A 17,718-nucleotide genomic window follows, 5' to 3' on the forward strand; every position below is an offset into this window, starting at 1 on the left:
CCTCCTTTTTGTGGTTAAGGAAAGGCAAAAAAAATCTACCGATGCTGCCTTTACCTCATTCTTTCTCCCTGGGGAGAGAACTTATAGACAACTATTACGGTAGTTGGTAGAAACGTCCAACCGATTATGGACATATATAAGTTTACTTATATTGTTTATAAAATGATTATAAAATATTTGTAGTTAACTGTCAATTCCTTTCTGCAATTTAATTTAATATTCTTTTTGCATTGCTATTTGATAATTCATAGTCTATAAAGCATTTTACAGGCAGAATTTATATAAAGTATATGATATCCCATGTGAACTTATACAATCTCTTTCATATTTAAAGTCTTTCTTATTCATGTAGGCTTTTAACATGCGAATTGATACGATATTTTCCACCTTCCAATTACCAGCTTAGAAAAATATTTTATCTGCTATGCATTTGCAGGCATCTTAGAGATTCTTAGTCCTCTTAAATCTTCTCATGCTTTTAGCAGATTTCAGATGACTTAGAATCTCTTAGATGCCGAAACCGCATAGCAGATAAAATATTTTTCTAAGCGTCCGTTTTTTGGGAAAATATGATATAATACTCTCCAATATCAAAAAGAAAGGAAAAACAAACATGCAGCTAGACAAAGAAAACATAAAAAAAATTCGATGGCTCATCGCATTCGCAATTCTCTTATATCTGGGTGTCCAGAACCTGCACATAGTCATCAGCACTGTCAGAGTTCTGCTTGGCTTTCTCTTTCCGTTCATCATTGGTTTCGGAATTGCTTTTATCCTCAATATTCCAATGAAATTCATAGAACATCATCTGTTCGGAAAAGTCCTGAAACAAGAGAAAAAAACAGCCCAAAAACTGGCAAGACCGGTCAGCCTGGTGCTTTCTATCTGCTTTGTGATCTGTATAATCGTGATCGTTATGCTGGTAGTAGTACCGGAACTGGGAGCAACATTCGTAAACATAGCGAAAAAGATAGAAGAAAATATTCCGGTTTTCCAGAAATGGATCGACAATGTATTCGGAAACAATCCGGAAGTTGTGAAATGGGCGCAGTCTCTTGACATTGAGCCGGGAAAAATAATCGATTCTGTACTCGGCGTACTGAAGAACGGAGTCAATAACATTGTTTCCTCCACAGTGTCCATCACCATGGGACTTCTGACTACTGCAATGAATGTATCCATAGGCTTTGTATTTGCTTGCTACGTCCTTTTACAGAAAGAAAAACTTATGCAGCAGGTAAAAAAAGCAATGTACGCAATGTTCCCGGAAAAACCGGTCAGATATCTGGCACATGTATGGAATCTGGCAAACAGGATTTTTTCCAGCTTTATTACCGGACAGTGTATTGAAGCTGTAATTCTTGGAAGTATGTTCTTTGTATCCATGACAATCCTGCATTTTCCATATGCAATGCTGGTGGGTGTCCTGATTTCATTTACAGCATTGATCCCGCTGTTTGGTGGAATTATCGGATGTTGGGTAGCGTTTTTTCTGATCCTTATGATAAGCCCTGTAAAAGCAGTGCTGTTTCTGGGACTTTTCCTCATCCTGCAACAGATAGAAGGAAACCTGATCTATCCTCATGTGGTAGGTGGTTCTGTCGGGCTTCCATCCATCTGGGTGCTGGTAGCTGTAACACTCGGCGGCAGTCTGATGGGAATTGTGGGAATGCTGATTTTCATTCCGACAGTATCTGTGATCTATACACTTTTCAGAGAGTGGGTATATGCCCGTCTTGAGAAAAAACAGCTTGTTTTATGACGAAATGATTCGTGATATGTAGAAAGATGTATTGCTGTCCGGATAAACTTGGTAACAAATTTGTAAAAGGACTGTAAATCAGTGTAAGGTCTCTGTAATTGTAATTAATTCGATATTTCTGTATTATAGTGATATCTGGTTAAAAATGGAAGGAGATCTTAAGATGGACATCTTAAAAGGTAAACGTTATGATATTATGAATGTACTTTGGGAAGAGGGAAGACCATTGTCTGCTTTTGAGATCAATGACATTGCACCGGAACTGAAAATGCCGACAGTAAGAAGATGCCTGGAGCTTCTTTTGAAAGAGAACCTGATCCAGGTTGCGGGAACTTCAATGAACGGCAAGGTGTATGCAAGAAATTATACCCCTCTTCTTTCAAGAGAGGATTATTTAAAGGGAAATGCCAAAAGCAGAAAGATTAATCCGGTGGAAATGATGAATGCGCTTCTGGAATCTGATGGGATTACAGTGGAAGAGCTGGAAAAACTTCAGGAGCTTATCGATAAGAAACGTGCGGAACTGGAAAGCAGATAATCATAAACATAGCAGATAAAAACGGACATGGCCATCTGGCTGTGTCTTTTTTGTGCCATTTTTTACAGAATTGCAATACTGTATCAGGTAATAAAAACAGCCAGATGAATAAAGTGTCCATCTGGCTGAATCTGTTATCAATTAATTATTTCTTGTTCTGCTCAACTTCTTTTAACATCATAGCGCGAACTTTCAGTGGAAGTCCGAACAGTGTGATGAATCCATCTGCATCGTGGTGGTCATAGAGGTCACCTGTTGTGAAAGATGCAAGAGATTCATTGTACAGGCTGTATGGAGAAGTTGTACCGGCTTTGATGATGTTGCCTTTGTACAGTTTGAATTTAACTTCACCTGTTACATATTTCTGTGTGGACTCAACGAATGCCTGAATTGCTTCACGAAGCGGTGTGTACCATTTTCCTTCGTATACAACCTGAGCAAACTGGCTGCCGAGTTTCTTCTTGGTTTCCATTGTCTCGCGGTCGAGTGTCAGTTCTTCGAGCTGTTCATGAGCTGCCATAAGGATTGTTCCGCCAGGAGTCTCATATACACCACGGGATTTCATACCAACAACACGGTTTTCAACGATGTCAACGATACCGATACCGTTCTCGCCGCCTAATTTGTTGAGCTCTGTGATGATCTCGGAAACTTTCATTTCTTTGCCGTTTAATGTTTTCGGAACACCCTGCTCGAATGTCATGGTAACTTCTGTTTCTTTATCAGGGGCTTTCTCAGGTGTAACACCTAAAACAAGCATATTGTCATAATTTGGAGCCTGTGAAGGATCTTCCAGTTCCAGACCTTCATGGCTGATATGCCATAAGTTTCTGTCACGGCTGTAGCTGTGGCTTGCATCGAATGGAAGGTCGATTCCGTGAGCTTTACAGAATGCGATCTCATCTTCACGTGACTGCATGGTCCATTTGTCTGTCATACGCCATGGAGCGATGATTTTGATGTCAGGAGCAAGAGCTTTGATGCCAAGTTCGAAACGAATCTGGTCATTACCTTTACCTGTAGCACCGTGGCAGATGGCAACTGCGCCTTCTTTACGTGCAATCTCAACTAATTTCTTAGCGATTGCCGGACGGGCCATGGATGTACCAAGGAGATATTTGTGTTCGTATACAGCACCTGCCTGTACACATGGAACGATGAAGTCATCACAGAATTCATCTACGATATCTTCGATATATAATTTGGAAGCACCGGAAAGCTTTGCTCTTTCATCCAGTCCATCCAGTTCGTTTCCCTGACCGCAGTTTACGCAGCAGCAGACAACATCGTAATCAAATGTTTCTTTTAACCATGGGATTAAGGCTGTGGTATCAAGACCGCCTGAGTATGCTAAAACGACTTTTTCTTTCATGATTGTATTCCTCCTGAAATTGGATTTTATTATTTTCCTGATTTGTAAAAGTTTCCTGAGATATCCGTTTGCCGAAAGTAAATGAATAGGTCGGGAGTTCAGCGCATTATTTTTGAATAAATGCGGTAATTACTGATTGAAATTTTTGAATAAATATTCAATGCGGAACAAGATGATTTCGTGTGATTCCGCTTAACAAGTGATAATATACACCTTTTTTTATAAATATGCAATAGAAAAATGCAAAAAAGTTTTATCTGCTTTTGCATAAATATGCAACATAATATAGGAAAAGACAGGGGGAAATCCGTGAACTGAAATAAAATCCATGTAAAAACATTGAAAAATGACTATTGCATATTATGCAGGTAAGATGTATAATTAGTCCAGCACTCTGATAGAGTAAAGTTTTACTATGAAATGAAGACCGCCGGATGAGGCGAAGATGGAGGAAATTATTATGATTAAAGCAGGAATTATCGGTGCCACAGGATATGCAGGTAACGAGATCGTGAGACTGCTTCTGGGACATAAAGATGTGGAAGTTGCGTGGTATGGTTCAAGAAGTTACATTGACCAGAAATATTCAGATGTTTATCAGAACTTTTTTAAGCTGGTAGATGCAAAATGTATGGATGATAATATGGAAGCGTTAGCTGATGAAGTGGATGTGATCTTTACAGCTACTCCGCAGGGACTTTGTGCTTCTTTAATTAATGAAGGAATTCTTTCCAAAGCCAAAGTAATTGACCTGAGTGCGGATTTCCGTATTAAAGATGTGAAGAAATATGAGAAATGGTACGGAATTGAGCATAAGGCTCCGCAGTTTATTGATGAGGCGGTTTATGGTTTATGTGAGATTAATCGTGAGGAGATTAAGAAGGCAAGACTGATTGCGAATCCGGGATGTTATCCCACATGTTCCACACTTTCTATTTATCCGCTGATCAAAGAAGGGCTGATCGATCCGTCTACCATTATTATTGATGCGAAGTCCGGTACTTCAGGAGCAGGACGTGGAGCGAAGGTTGCCAATCTGTTCTGTGAAGTGAATGAGAATATTAAGGCTTATGGTGTTGCAAGTCACAGACATACACCGGAGATTGAGGATCAGCTTGGTTATGCGTGTGGCAAAGAGGTGCTGATTAATTTTACACCTCATCTGATTCCTATGAATCGTGGTATTCTGGTGACTGCTTATGCTTCTCTGACTAAGGATGTTTCTTATGAAGAGGTGAAGGCAGTTTATGATAAGTATTATGAGAATGAGACTTTCGTTCGTGTGCTTGATAAGGATGTTTGTCCGCAGACTAAGTGTGTGGAAGGAAGTAATTATGTGGATGTGAACTTTAAGATCGATCCGAGAACTCACAGAGTTATTATGATGGGGGCTATGGATAATCTGGTGAAAGGTGCAGCAGGACAGGCTGTGCAGAATATGAATCTGATGTTTGGATTTAAGGAGGCTGAGGGACTGTTGCAGGTGCCGATGTGTCCATGATAGATTAATGGGAAGGGACGCTCCGGAAATTATTTGGTTTTGAACGCGGTTTCGGGGCTTACTAACTCTAAGTGCTCGTGAATTTGCTAAAGGCATGAGGTGGCTTGTCAAACTCGCTCCGTTGCAAACTTCGCTCAGACAGTGATGCAGCCGCCTCATAACGCAAATTCCCGAGCACTAAGAGTTACTACAGCCCCTGCAAATGCGTTCAAAACCAAATAATTTCCGGAGCTGACTTTTCAGGACGGAAGAGATGTGGATGTCTGACGGATGTGACTGCGCAGGGGAGTTGCGGCAGTCGCTGAGCGTGGAGAATGTGGACGGGAAACAAGATAGTTTGTCTTATTATATAGAAAGGATTGAGGTTTTATGAAGATTATAGATGGCGGCGTTACGGCGGCTAAGGGATTTAAGGCAGCGGCTGTTGCGGCTGAAATTAAGTATAAGGGCAGAACGGATATGGCTATGGTTTACAGTGAGGTGCCTTGTGTAGCTGCGGGGACTTTTACTACCAATGTGGTGAAGGCTGCGCCTGTTAAATGGGATCAGGATATTGTTTATAATCATCTGTCTGCACAGGTGGTGATCTGTAACAGTGGTATTGCCAATGCATGTACTGGTGCAGAAGGTTATGGTTATTGTAAGGAGACTGCAGATGCGGCTGCTGAGATTCTTGGGGTGGCTGCTGACAGTGTGCTGGTTGCTTCTACAGGTGTGATTGGTATGCAGGTTCCCATTGACCGTATTAAGAATGGTGTGAAGATGATGGCGCCGAAGCTGGATGGTTCTCTGGAGGCTGGTACTGAGGCGGCGAAGGCGATCATGACTACTGATACCAAGAAGAAAGAGGTTGCTGTTCAGATTGAAATTGGCGGTAAGACGGTTACTGTTGGTGGTATGTGTAAGGGTTCCGGTATGATCCATCCGAATATGTGTACCATGCTTGGGTTTGTTACTACTGATGCGAAGATTTCCAAGAAGATGCTGCAGGAAGCATTAAGTGAGGATGTTAAGGATACTTACAATATGGTTTCTGTTGATGGAGATACTTCTACTAATGATACAGTTCTTCTTCTGGCCAATGGTCTGGCTGAGAATCCGGAGATCACAGAGAAGGGTGAGGATTACGAAACTTTCAAGGCTGCGCTGAATTATATCAATACTACTCTGGCGAAGAAGATCGCAGGTGACGGAGAGGGTGCGACTGCACTGTTTGAGGTGAAGATCATTGGTGCAGAGTCTAAGGAGCAGGCAGTTACATTGAGCAAGTCTGTTGTTACTTCTTCTCTGACAAAGGCTGCTATCTACGGACATGATGCAAACTGGGGAAGAATCCTGTGTGCTATGGGATATTCCGGTGCGAAGTTTGATCCTGAGAAGGTGGATCTGTTCTTTGAGAGTAAGGCTGGTAAGATCCAGATTATTGAGAATGGGGTGGCTGTGGATTACAGTGAAGAAGAGGCAACGAAGATTCTTTCTGAGGAAGCTGTCACAGCAATCGCTGATGTGAAGATGGGTGATGCCACAGCAACTGCATGGGGCTGTGACTTGACTTATGATTATATAAAAATCAATGCAGATTACCGTTCATAACAAAATTCTGTGAATAAGGGTAATTTTAACCGAATCAGGTAAGTCTCCTGCTTTAATTGCGAAAAGCAATAAGCAGGGATGGAGACCAGACATTGACTGGAAAAAGGAGAGAATAATGGTTAATCAGAAATATTTGGACAAGGCGGAGGTGCTGATCGAGGCACTTCCTTATATTCAGAGATTTAATCGTAAAATCGTAGTTGTAAAGTACGGCGGAAGTGCCATGCTGGATGATGAACTGAAGAAGAACGTGATCAAGGATGTTGTTCTTCTGAAACTGGTTGGTTTCAAACCGATCATCGTTCATGGCGGTGGTAAGGAAATCAGCCGCTGGGTTGGCAAGGTAGGTATGGAGCCGAAATTTATTAATGGTCTTCGTGTAACAGATAAAGATACTATGGAGATCGCAGAGATGGTTCTTGCGAAGGTGAACAAGGAACTGGTTGCCATGGTGGAATCTCTTGGTGTAAATGCTGTTGGTATCAGCGGTAAAGACGGTGGTCTGCTGAAATGCCGCAAGAAACAGACAGAGGGTGGAGACATCGGATTTGTTGGTGAAGTTACAAAGGTTGAGCCGAAGATTCTGGAGGATCTTCTGGAGAAAGATTTCCTGCCGATCATTTTCCCGGTAGGTTATGACGATGAGTTCGCTACTTATAATATTAATGCGGATGATGCTGCATGTGCCATTGCAGAGGCTGTTCATGCTGAGAAGCTTGCATTCCTTTCTGATATTGAAGGCGTTTATAAAGACAAGGATGATCCGTCCAGCCTGATCTCTGAACTTCATGTAGATGAAGCACAGAAACTGATCGATGACGGTTATGTAGGCGGAGGTATGATTCCGAAGCTGAAAAACTGTATTGATGCCATTGAAGAAGGCGTTAACAGAGTCCATATCCTTGACGGAAGAATTCCTCACAGCTTACTGCTGGAGATCTTTACAAACAAAGGTATTGGTACTGCGATTCTGAGAGAAGACGGGGAGAAATATTACAATGAACATGAATGAACAGATGAAGGAATCCGAAGAGAGTATCCTTCACACTTATAATCGTTTTCCTGTTGTTTTTGAAAAGGGACAGGGATGTTATTTATATGATTCCGAGGGAAAGGAATATCTGGATTTTGCAGCAGGTATTGCTGTAAATTCTCTGGGATATCACTATCCGGGATATGATGAAGCATTAAAGGATCAGATTGATAAGCTGATGCATATTTCCAACTTATATTACAATGAGCCGATCATTGAAGCAGGTGCGAAGCTGGTAAAGGCAAGTAAAATGAGCAAGGCATTCTTCACTAACAGTGGTACAGAAGCAATCGAAGGTGCTTTAAAAGCAGCTAAGAAATATGCATATGTACGTGACGGACATGCAGATCATGAGATCATTGCCATGAACCATTCCTTTCATGGAAGAAGTATCGGAGCACTTTCCGTGACAGGAACTGCTCATTACAGAGAGCCCTTTGAGCCTCTGATGGGTGGTGTGAAGTTTGCGGATTTTAATGACCTTGAGAGCGTAAAGGCTCAGATCACAGATAAGACCTGCGCAATTATCACTGAGGTTGTTCAGGGTGAGGGTGGTATCTATCCGGCGAAGAAGGAATTTCTGGAAGGTCTGCGTCAGATCTGTGATGAGAAAGATATTATGCTGATCTTCGATGAGATCCAGTGCGGTATGGGAAGAACCGGACATTATTTTGCATGGCAGGCATACGGTGTACAGCCGGATATTATGACAAGTGCCAAGGCTCTTGGATGTGGTGTGCCGGTAGGTGCGTTTGTACTGGGCGAAAAAGCTGCCAAAGCTTCTCTGGAGCCAGGTGATCATGGTACAACTTATGGTGGAAACCCATTTGTATGTGCCGCAGTCAGCAAAGTATTTGACATTTATGAGAATGATAAGATCATTGAACATGTACAGGAAATGACTCCATATCTGGAACAGAAACTGGATGAAATTGTTGCAAAACATGAATGCGCTGCAACAAGACGAGGCATGGGCTTCATGCAGGGAATCGTGATCCAGGGCCGCTCTGTTGGTGAAGTTGTAAAGGCTGCGCTGGCAAAAGGACTGTTGGTGATCTCTGCAGGCAGTGATGTACTCAGAATTGTACCTCCGCTTGTGATCACAAAAGAACACATCGACAAGATGGCTGCAATTTTGGATGAGTGTATGGAATAATTTTAGTGAATCAAGCAAGTAGCGAAACGGATGATTTTATCTGTTTGGCATGAATCTGAGTGTTTTTACAAAATGCTCCGGGTATAATCAGTAACTGATTATATCCGGAGCATTATTTTTGCAGAGAAAATACCATCTTTATAGGTAAAGTCACAGGCACCGCCGTTTTTGTCGGTAATGTGGCGGACAGATTCGATTCCTATGCCGTTTCCAGAGCGTTTGGAGGATTGGAAAATATTGTTTTTTTGCTGTATTTTGCCATCGAAGGTATTCTCCACATGGATCAGAAGGAGATGATTATGGTGGGGATAAACTTCCACGTTAAGCTTTCTGCGGGCGGGCGCTGTTTTTACACTTGCCTGGATGGCATTTTCCAGCAGATTGGAAAACACAAGGCACAGATTAATCTCATCTATGGAAAGATCAGCAGGCAGGGAAACCAGTGCATGAAAAGGAATGTTTTCTCTTTCTGCAATGGTGGAATAATATCCGAAAACACTGTCAACAGCCTGATTTTCACAGAAATGCAGGTTATAGTCAGAGATTTTGCCGGTTGTAGCAGAGAGATATTCTTTAATTTTTTCTATGTCACCCTGTTCTGCCAGAGTGGACAGACGGACAAAATGATGGCGGATATCGTGACGTGCCTGCCTTGCTTCTTCAATGGCCATGCAGAGATTCTCGTATCTTTCCTGTTGAAGGGAAAGAAAATGGTTCTCCTGCTGAAGTCTGGCATTTCTGTTCAGGCTGACTGCCATCATAAGAAACAGGACATAGAACAGAAGCAGGATTATGAGCAGTACAAGACTGAAAACAATATAACACTGCAGAATACGCCCGGTATATAAAGTGCTGCGGTGTTTGGGAATCATAAAAAGATTCACTCCGATGAAGATTACCGGAAGGATCCAGAATACATACCAGGTCTGGGCAAAGTTCTCGTCTGTGACCATTGTCTGTACACAGTGGCAGGCAGGATACCAAGCTGCCAGAACAAACAGCAGGCAGATGACATTATAGAAAATTCCGGCACCAGTGTGCAACCACAGTTCGTTTTCTGTAATATGCAGGTCAGTAGTCATAAGTGCATTGACTGCCCGGGACAGACTTTTGACACATGTAAAAACTGCGAAGACTGCCAGAAAAATACTGACGGATTTCCAGACAGAGATTTTTAATGTTTTATGGTAAATGAGCATAATGACAGGCAGCAGAGGAAACAGGAACCATCTGGTGGGAATTTGCAGGGCACAGCAAACTGCCCCTCCCAAAATACAGATTCCCAGAAGAAGGGGAAGAAGCCATGCTGTCAGCTTAAGCGGTGTCTGCCTCAGATAGTTCTTTACAGGCAGATATGCCAGCAGTATACCGGGAATGATTACGGAAAGTTCAAGTACAGGGCGAAGTATGTCAGTCATTTCAGGACCTCCTTTGGAACAGAAATTCCATAAATGTCTGTCTGGCGTTTTTCAGCAGCTTCCGGCTGACAGGGACATTGCTTCCGTTATCAAGGCGAAAGCCTGATCCGTCAAAATCAACTGCATGCTCCAGATTGATCACAACGCCCCGGTTACACTGATAGAAGCGTGGATCCATTTTCAGGGAGGTTATGAAGGAATCAAAGGACTGGCGGGTGATCAGTTCCCTTTCACCGGCAGTGTGGATGTGGATCATATGGGAAAAATGCTCTGCGTAGATTATTTTCCGAAAGGGGATCTGAATATTACTGCCGTTTACCTTTACATCTATATATTTCCCGGAATCCGGGATGCGGGAAAGGATTTCGTCTGTCAGTGCGGAAATATCATTTTCACTGTAGGGCTTTACAAGATAGTGCAGAGCCCGGACCTGGAATCCTTCTAATGCATGGTCGGTAGAAGTTGTTGTAAAGATTAGCAGACAGTCAGTATCTGATCTGCGAAGTTCTTTTGCTGTATCAATCCCGTTAGAACCATTCATATAAATATCCAGAAACACTACCGTGAAAGGACATTCCTTCGCTGCAGTGAGGAAAGTTTCTCCATTTTCATATTCAAATATATCTATATGGACATTACGTCTGGAAAACTGAGATTCCAGTCTGGTTCGCAACAGTGTCCGTTCTTCTGAAATATCATCAACAATTGCAATTCTCATAGTAAATCTTCCTTTGTTTATAAAATGATGTTAGGGTCAAAAGGTATTTTGCCCCTAACTTGATATCTACGAATTGCTTCGCTGCAAAGCAGCTCCCGCAATTCTCAAACATTCGAAATCCGCTGATTTACTACGTAAATCGCTGCTTTCTCATGTTTGGCGGGTCCCAAGTTCAAAAGTCTTATCGTGCAAGCACGAACGACTTTTTGAACTTTTGACCCTGATATCATAAAATTCTGCTATAAGTATATCACAAAACAATACCATGGATTTGCAATTCGTGTCATTTTCTGTCGTTTCGTGACAGAATTATTGAAAAAATTTTTGACTTTTTTATAATGAGGATAACAAATGGGAGTACATCAAATGGAAGAGGAGGGATGTCGTGTATTGTATTGCCATATTAACTGATCAGGAACAGGAAGGACAGAACTGTGCGGAATATATCAGGAATTACTGTACAGAAAAGAAAGTTTTTCCATTGATTGAAATCTATCAGAATCAGGAACAGTTTTTTGGGCGGATACGAAAAACAGTACCGGCAGTGGTGTTTCTTGCATTGCCAGGTGTGTCTGGGCTGAATGCGGCAGAACATCTCCGTTCCCTGTATCCGAAATGTGGGATCATCTGGTGCAGTGATCTTGATTTTTCGCTTCATGCGTTCAGGATGCGGATAGAATATTTTTTTATGAAACCTGTGGAAGAGCAGAAAATAAAAGAAGGACTCTCCATCTGGTTTGAACGCAGAAATGTAATATGACAAAAACACTCAGGAGGAAAACAATTATGAAGAAAAGAGCTTTAATTCTTGCAATGATCGCTTTTATAGCAGCTACAACATCTGAACCGTCAATAAATATGGTACGTGCAGAGGAAACACAGGTAGAAGAAACACAGACAGAGGAAAATGCAGGTCAGACATCAGAACTGCCTATAAAGACACTTACACCGAAGGTTATGGATGTGAATCCTTATATGGCAGCAAGTGATTCCAATATTCATCATGACTGCTATAATACAGATTCAACAGATGAGGTATTGCCTGTTGATATTTATTCTGAGATCAATGTTTCTTATGAAAAAGTTAATCCTAATGCTTCCCCGGCAGTCTTTTTTGATTCTTACGGACATGCAGTAGTTCCGTTGCTTGGTGGACTGGCAATCCGTGATATTAATGCAGAGGAAACACAGACACTGGGATATTTTTCTCCAAAACAGCATGATAATGGAGATTATCTGATCCAGAGTTCCTATTCCTTTGTAGATGAGAGTAACCGTCTGGTGTGTCCGACCAATAATAACCATGTACTGATGCTGAAGGCAACAGATGAAGACGGAAATGTACTTCCGGAATTTGAGAAAGTGCTGGATATTGATATTAAAGCGGCAGCAGAGGCTGCACTTGGAAAAACACTGGATCAGAATCTGTTATCTGTAGTTTTTGATTATGAGGGAAATCTCTGGTTTGCAACAGGAGGCTTCCGCATTTATCCTGACAGAAAACAGCAGGGAACCTTTGGATATGTTTCCCGTACAGCTATCGATAAGATCTTGAATGGAGAAGATGTAGATCTGTCAGATGCAGTGTTTGTATATGAACTGGAACCGGGAGAGGGTGCAGAGAATGGTATTGCGGCATCTAAGGAGGGTGCGGTCATTCTGACAAATCTGAAGTGTTATCTGCTCCAGGCGGATAATGGTGTGAAAAAAGTCTGGGAAACTTCCTATAAAAGTGTGGGTGCCAAGGAAAGCAAAGAAGGTGATGAGACGACAGGTGGCGGTCTTGCATGGGGAGGTGGATGTTCCCCGTCTTTGACCAACGATCTGGTTATGTTTACAGATAATCAGGATCCGGTAAATCTTATTGCGGTGGATATGAAAACAGGAGAACAGGTTGCGAGCATGCCTGTTATAGATGAGCTTCCGGAAGGTACACAGGTGTCTGTGGAAAATTCTGCAATTGTATATGATGATGGAGAGGGAACAGTAAGCACGATCGTATGTAACTGGTTTGGTGCAGGAAGTGCGAAGCTGGGAGAAGCAGATAATGATTCCTCAATACAAAGCTATGAGAATATTTATGATGTGGGCTGGCTGAGACAGGGTAATAAAATGATCGCACCGGGTATAGAACGTGTGGATACAGTTAAGACGGAGGACGGATATGAGATGAAGAGTATCTGGTGCAGAAGTGATCTGTCTGACACTTCCATGATGAAGCTGTCCACTGCAACAGGATATATTTACGGATATGTTCAGGATATGGAAACTGGTATGTGGCAGTATATCATGCTTGATTTTGAGACAGGCGAGACTGCATTTACCATGGATATTTCTGACAAACCGGGATACAACAACATGGCTATCGGTATGTATGCGGGAAACAGCGGAAATGCGCTCTATTGTCCGACCGGCTATCTGGAACTTCTGAGACTGCAGGACAGGTTTGTATATCTGCCGGAAATGCCTTACCGCAAGGTGAATCTGGATCAGGCAATGCGCAATGTGTTAAGCCAGGAGAAATTTGCGGCAGACGGCGGCCAGGGAGATGTGGAAGGATGGCTGAATACGATCACAATTGAGAACGTACATCCGAATACGACCGTTGCAATACGTATGAAAGGAATCTCAGGGGAAACAGGTTCTCTGAAGCTGTATGCATATGGTACAGATGGTACCTTGAAAGAAGTTCCGGCAGAGAAATGGCATATCCAGACAGAAGATGGTGAAACACCGGATATGTTATCCGAAGACGTATTGTATGAGGTACATATGACTGTGGAAGATGGCGGTGACTTTGATCTCAGTGAAACAGAAAAAGAGATTAAGATATCTGCTGTTCTGGGTGCCTGATCAGATTTGAATATCTACATTGCAGTACATTTTGATATGGAACTTATACGTTGTAAATATAATTTGGTACACTAACTATAACAAAATCCATAATCATCAAAAGGAGAAAGTTTTGTGAAGAAAAAGTTATTAGCCGGTATTCTTGCACTGGCATTGTGTTCCGCCAATATACTTCCTCAGACTGTATTTGCAGAAGAATTTACTTCTGGGAATCCTGAGGAAGTGTCTGAGGAAGAAACTCCTGAAGTTTTTACCGATGAAAATCAGGAGTCAGCAGGAGAAACAGAAGAAGAATTATCTGTATTTTCAGAGGGTACATCTGAATTTGAGGATAATAATAACGAAACAAATAAGCCAAATGAAGAACCACAGATTGTAGATGTCGATCTAACAAGTAACTCTATCACAGGTAATGTTTATACCATAGCTTCTGGTGATACAGCTTACAGATTTACCAGTAATGGTACGGAAACTTCTAATCGAATCAAGCTTTCTGATACTATTACCGCGGCAAAGCCCATCTGTATTTATCTGAACGATGTAAACATCAAGACCAGTGAAGGTCCTGCATTATTAATTCCAGAGAAGCTTAACGCAGAGGTACATATATATTTAGAGGGTGAAAATGTTCTTAAAACAAGCAATCGTAATTCAGCAGCTTTGCAGAAAGAGAACACTTCTAAACTTATAATAGACAATGTTCCAAACTCTGCTGGAAGTTTGACTGCCACAGCCATGGACACTTACATTTCCACCGAGACTGGCGGAAAGTGGGTTCTGGCGTGGGGTGCAGGCATTGGCGGTGGTGCTGAGCAAGAAGGCTCTAACATTACTATTAATGGAGGAATCATAACGGCATCTTCTAACATTGGAGCAGGCATTGGCGGTGGTGTTGAGCAAAAAGGCTCTAACATTACTATTAATGGAGGAACCATAACGGCATCTTCTAAAATCGGAGCAGGCATTGGTGGCGGTGGATATAAGGGAGGCGATGGTGAGAAAATTTTTATCGATGGGGGAATAATAACGGCAAAGTCCGGTAACGGAGCAGGCATTGGTGGCGGTGAGCAATGTCATGGTTCTAACATTACCATTGAGAATGGATTCGTAACGGCAGATTCTGCATTTGGAGCAGGCGTTGGCGGCGGCGGAAATGGCTATGGTTCTGATATTACTATCAAGAAAGGAACAATAACAGCAGATTCTTCATCCGGAGCTGGCATTGGCGGAGGCTATTTGAAAAATAGTAACAATATTATTATTTCCAATAGTTTAGTATCAGCAGATTCTTTATTCGGAGATGCTATTGGCGGAGGTGGTGATAGTAGTAGCCCTAGCTCTAAGATTACTATTTCCGGTGGTTCTGTAAAAGCTGACAAATTGGGTTGCCAACCCCAAAATGATTTAAAACAGGAAGTTTACCGTTGTACTATTGAAAATCCCGAAAAGGCGAAGGTAACAATCAAAACCGGAACAGGTCATTCAATATGGAACGAGATGTTTGTAAACCATTCCTCTCTCGATCCTAATGATACTAATCTGTATGTTTGGCTGCCCGAGCTCGAAGACAGTTCTCAAGACAGCTATACTGTTATTAAAGGTAAAACAGAAACCACTCAAAAACCTCAAATACGGAATTATGGGTTCGACACTTTAGAAAAAAAATTCAAAGCCTGGCAAGCTGTCAATGATTTTGATTTTACGCCCCCTGCAAATACTACTTACAATGGTAAACCTAAAGAAGCCTCATTAAAGTTTAAATTTAAACCTACACCTGAAAATGACAGAGAAATCTCATTGGTGTATTATATCAAAGATACCACCGAACCGCTCCAAGGTGCTCCTGTAAATGCAGGCACATATACTGTAAAAGCTCAGATAGCGGCAAGTGAATCCTATTTTGCACATAATGGATTAGAAAGTCGAGATTGGACATTTACTATTGAAAAAGCCCCTGTAGCACCAGGAGCAGATTTTAATAAAACTACTATATTCGTTCCATGGTCCTGTAAAAAGATCAGAGACATTACCAGACCTTTTTCAAGTGACTGGAAATGGCGTACAGATGTTAATCTTGATCAGAAATTGCAAGTTGGAAAATCCATTACAGCTACCGCAATTTACAATGGCGACGATAAGGGGAATTACGAACAAGAATCTATTACTTACACAATCACCAGAAATGAATGTGAACACAAAAATACAGTTGGACGATACTACTCCTCTCCTTCCTGTACTTCCAACGGCTACAGCGGAGATACCTATTGTAACGACTGCGAGAGAACCATCTATTACGGTTCCACGATTCCTGCATACGGACATGACTATGATACAGGTGTTATTATTACAGAGCCAACTGCTGAAACTGACGGAATTGTAATTTATACCTGTAAACGCTGCAAACATCAGGATACAAAAAACATCGGCAAGATCAATGACGGTGATCCTTACATTGAGGGAAGTTTCCAGAAAAAAGGCTGGGATGCAGTCAATGATCTGATCAAGACATCCAAAGAAAAAGATACCATCTCCATTACGCTGAACGGCGCCAGGACACTTCCTGCTTCTGTTTTATCCGGGATAAAAGGCAAAGATATTTCCCTGAACCTTGATATGGAGAATGGTTTCATCTGGAAGATCAATGGTACTTCCATTACATCAGAGACACCTATAGATACCGATCTTTCTGTTACAAACACAGAAGAACATATCCCGACAGCATTATACAGCCTGATCTCCACAAACCAGAATGATTTCGGTTTCCATCTTGGAAGAAACGGAGCTTTCGATTTCCCGGCTGTGCTTTCCGTAAAGGCAGATGCCTCCTGTGCAGGACTTATGGCAAATCTGTTCTGGTATGATGCTGAGAACAAGGTTCTTCGGTGTATCCAGACCGCAACTGTAAGCGAGGCATTTGAGGACAGCATTCCATATGCTGACTTTACCCTTTCCAAAGGACAGGATTATTTCATAGCATTTGGTACAGAATCTCTCAACGGCAGAGTCATTCATACAGACGGAAGTATCACAGATGAAAATGGTGCATACCTGCGTCCTGCCAACACAAAGATTTCCAGCTATTCCATTAACAGAAACAAGGTTACTGTCAAACTTTCCAAAGGATGTGCAGGGGCTCAGGGTTATGACTTTGTGATCAGTAAGAAATCAAATATGCTCCAGACTGGCAAATTCAGCCAGACAGTTTCCTCAACCGGCAAGCCACAGACATCTTTCAGATATCTGTCGAAAGGTACCTGGTATGTGGCAGCCCGAAGCTGGATTTTGGATGCACAGGGCAATAAGGTCTATGGTTCCTGGACAAAGGTTAAAAAGATCAAGATCACAGTTGTCACACCACAGCAGTCAAAGATCAGGGATATCACTGTAAAAGGAAATACTGTGACTGTTACTTACACAAAATGCAAAAATGCCACAGGTTATGAGATCCTGCTTGGAAACAAATACAAAACCTCCGCAGGAGAGAAATATCCTGTTAAGAAATACGTGAAACGTACAGAAGGCAAAAATACCGTAACTGTAACCTTTACAAATGTAAAGAAAGGCACTTGGTATGTGACAGTACGTTCCTGGAATAAGACCTCCAAGGATAAATCCAGAGTTTACAGTCCATACTCCACAATGAAGAAATTTACTGTATGTTTTTTTCGTAACTGAATAGACTAATACTAAAGAAAACAAGAGGTACTGCTAAGTGGCGGTACCTCTTTTCGGTACAGGAATGATTACCGGAGTAAGCAGAATGATCATATATCC

The 17,718-nt window shown here is 41.9% G+C and carries 12 protein-coding genes and 1 riboswitch; of the genes, 9 read left to right on the forward strand and 3 right to left on the reverse strand.

The genetic code is table 11. From position 1 onward, the window contains the following. Window positions 1–64: 64 nt before the first annotated feature. A riboswitch (purine riboswitch) is annotated at window positions 65–160 on the reverse strand. A gap of 453 nt (window positions 161–613) precedes the next feature. After that, window positions 614–1,762, forward strand: coding sequence for an AI-2E family transporter (locus ACESZG_RS06180; RefSeq protein WP_373217755.1), 1,149 nt, complete (start codon window positions 614–616; stop codon window positions 1,760–1,762). Window positions 1,763–1,925: 163 nt separating this feature from the next. After that, on the forward strand, window positions 1,926–2,300 hold the full coding sequence (locus ACESZG_RS06185; protein ID WP_020993513.1) for a BlaI/MecI/CopY family transcriptional regulator: 375 nt from the start codon (window positions 1,926–1,928) through the stop codon (window positions 2,298–2,300). Window positions 2,301–2,445: 145 nt separating this feature from the next. On the opposite strand, the gene ACESZG_RS06190 is transcribed toward ACESZG_RS06185, so the two are convergent. Then, window positions 2,446–3,672, reverse strand: coding sequence for an argininosuccinate synthase (locus ACESZG_RS06190; RefSeq protein WP_008706208.1), 1,227 nt, complete (start codon window positions 3,670–3,672; stop codon window positions 2,446–2,448). Between the two features lie 460 nt (window positions 3,673–4,132). Between ACESZG_RS06190 and argC the strand changes: the two genes are divergently transcribed. The 4 genes from argC to ACESZG_RS06210 all read left to right on the forward strand — a co-directional run bounded on the left by argC (window position 4,133) and on the right by ACESZG_RS06210 (window position 8,955). Next, window positions 4,133–5,173 (forward strand): N-acetyl-gamma-glutamyl-phosphate reductase, encoded by a 1,041-nt coding sequence (gene argC / locus ACESZG_RS06195; RefSeq protein WP_373217758.1) that lies wholly within the window; start codon window positions 4,133–4,135, stop codon window positions 5,171–5,173. A gap of 369 nt (window positions 5,174–5,542) precedes the next feature. Then, window positions 5,543–6,766 (forward strand): bifunctional glutamate N-acetyltransferase/amino-acid acetyltransferase ArgJ, encoded by a 1,224-nt coding sequence (argJ, locus tag ACESZG_RS06200; RefSeq protein WP_373217760.1) that lies wholly within the window; start codon window positions 5,543–5,545, stop codon window positions 6,764–6,766. A gap of 115 nt (window positions 6,767–6,881) precedes the next feature. Next, window positions 6,882–7,778: an acetylglutamate kinase gene (gene argB, locus ACESZG_RS06205; RefSeq protein ID WP_020993510.1), complete on the forward strand. Its 897-nt coding sequence runs from the start codon at window positions 6,882–6,884 to the stop codon at window positions 7,776–7,778. Next, on the forward strand, window positions 7,765–8,955 hold the full coding sequence (locus ACESZG_RS06210) for an aspartate aminotransferase family protein (RefSeq protein ID WP_373217762.1): 1,191 nt from the start codon (window positions 7,765–7,767) through the stop codon (window positions 8,953–8,955). The genes argB and ACESZG_RS06210 overlap by 14 nt, the downstream gene beginning before the upstream one ends. Window positions 8,956–9,053: 98 nt before the next feature. Here ACESZG_RS06210 and ACESZG_RS06215 read toward each other — a convergent pair whose 3' ends face one another. Then, entirely contained in the window at window positions 9,054–10,373 is a 1,320-nt protein-coding gene (locus ACESZG_RS06215) for a GHKL domain-containing protein (RefSeq protein WP_373217764.1), read from the reverse strand. Between the two features lies 1 nt (window position 10,374). Then, window positions 10,375–11,091, reverse strand: coding sequence for a LytR/AlgR family response regulator transcription factor (locus tag ACESZG_RS06220; RefSeq protein WP_373217766.1), 717 nt, complete (start codon window positions 11,089–11,091; stop codon window positions 10,375–10,377). Window positions 11,092–11,476: 385 nt separating this feature from the next. On the opposite strand from ACESZG_RS06220, the gene ACESZG_RS06225 reads away from it, so the two are divergent. The 3 genes from ACESZG_RS06225 (at window position 11,477) to ACESZG_RS06235 (ending at window position 17,619) form a co-directional block, all read left to right on the forward strand. After that, a complete protein-coding gene (locus tag ACESZG_RS06225) occupies window positions 11,477–11,851 on the forward strand; it encodes a response regulator (RefSeq protein ID WP_008706201.1) in 375 nt (124 codons plus the stop codon). A 26-nt stretch (window positions 11,852–11,877) separates the two neighbouring features. Beyond that, window positions 11,878–13,944 carry a hypothetical protein gene (locus ACESZG_RS06230; RefSeq protein WP_373217768.1) on the forward strand — a complete coding sequence of 689 codons (2,067 nt, stop codon included), beginning with the start codon at window positions 11,878–11,880 and terminating at the stop codon, window positions 13,942–13,944. 114 nt (window positions 13,945–14,058) lie between these two features. Beyond that, on the forward strand, window positions 14,059–17,619 hold the full coding sequence (locus tag ACESZG_RS06235) for a hypothetical protein (protein WP_373217770.1): 3,561 nt from the start codon (window positions 14,059–14,061) through the stop codon (window positions 17,617–17,619). Window positions 17,620–17,718 lie beyond the last annotated feature (99 nt).

It is taken from the genome of Blautia sp. Marseille-P2398 (assembly GCF_964240315.1).
Lineage (GTDB): Bacteria > Bacillota > Clostridia > Lachnospirales > Lachnospiraceae > Blautia_A > Blautia_A wexlerae.

What these genes read in the sequence shown, in the direction of transcription:
- ACESZG_RS06180 (WP_373217755.1), top strand. Translation starts at nt 614, where the DNA reads ATGCAGCTAGACAAAGAAAACATAAAAAAAATTCGATGGCTCATCGCA.
- ACESZG_RS06185 (WP_020993513.1), top strand. Translation starts at nt 1,926, where the DNA reads ATGGACATCTTAAAAGGTAAACGTTATGATATTATGAATGTACTTTGG.
- ACESZG_RS06190 (WP_008706208.1), bottom strand. Translation starts at nt 3,672, where the DNA reads ATGAAAGAAAAAGTCGTTTTAGCATACTCAGGCGGTCTTGATACCACA.
- argC (WP_373217758.1), top strand. Translation starts at nt 4,133, where the DNA reads ATGATTAAAGCAGGAATTATCGGTGCCACAGGATATGCAGGTAACGAG.
- argJ (WP_373217760.1), top strand. Translation starts at nt 5,543, where the DNA reads ATGAAGATTATAGATGGCGGCGTTACGGCGGCTAAGGGATTTAAGGCA.
- argB (WP_020993510.1), top strand. Translation starts at nt 6,882, where the DNA reads ATGGTTAATCAGAAATATTTGGACAAGGCGGAGGTGCTGATCGAGGCA.
- ACESZG_RS06210 (WP_373217762.1), top strand. Translation starts at nt 7,765, where the DNA reads ATGAACATGAATGAACAGATGAAGGAATCCGAAGAGAGTATCCTTCAC.
- ACESZG_RS06215 (WP_373217764.1), bottom strand. Translation starts at nt 10,373, where the DNA reads ATGACTGACATACTTCGCCCTGTACTTGAACTTTCCGTAATCATTCCC.
- ACESZG_RS06220 (WP_373217766.1), bottom strand. Translation starts at nt 11,091, where the DNA reads ATGAGAATTGCAATTGTTGATGATATTTCAGAAGAACGGACACTGTTG.
- ACESZG_RS06230 (WP_373217768.1), top strand. Translation starts at nt 11,878, where the DNA reads ATGAAGAAAAGAGCTTTAATTCTTGCAATGATCGCTTTTATAGCAGCT.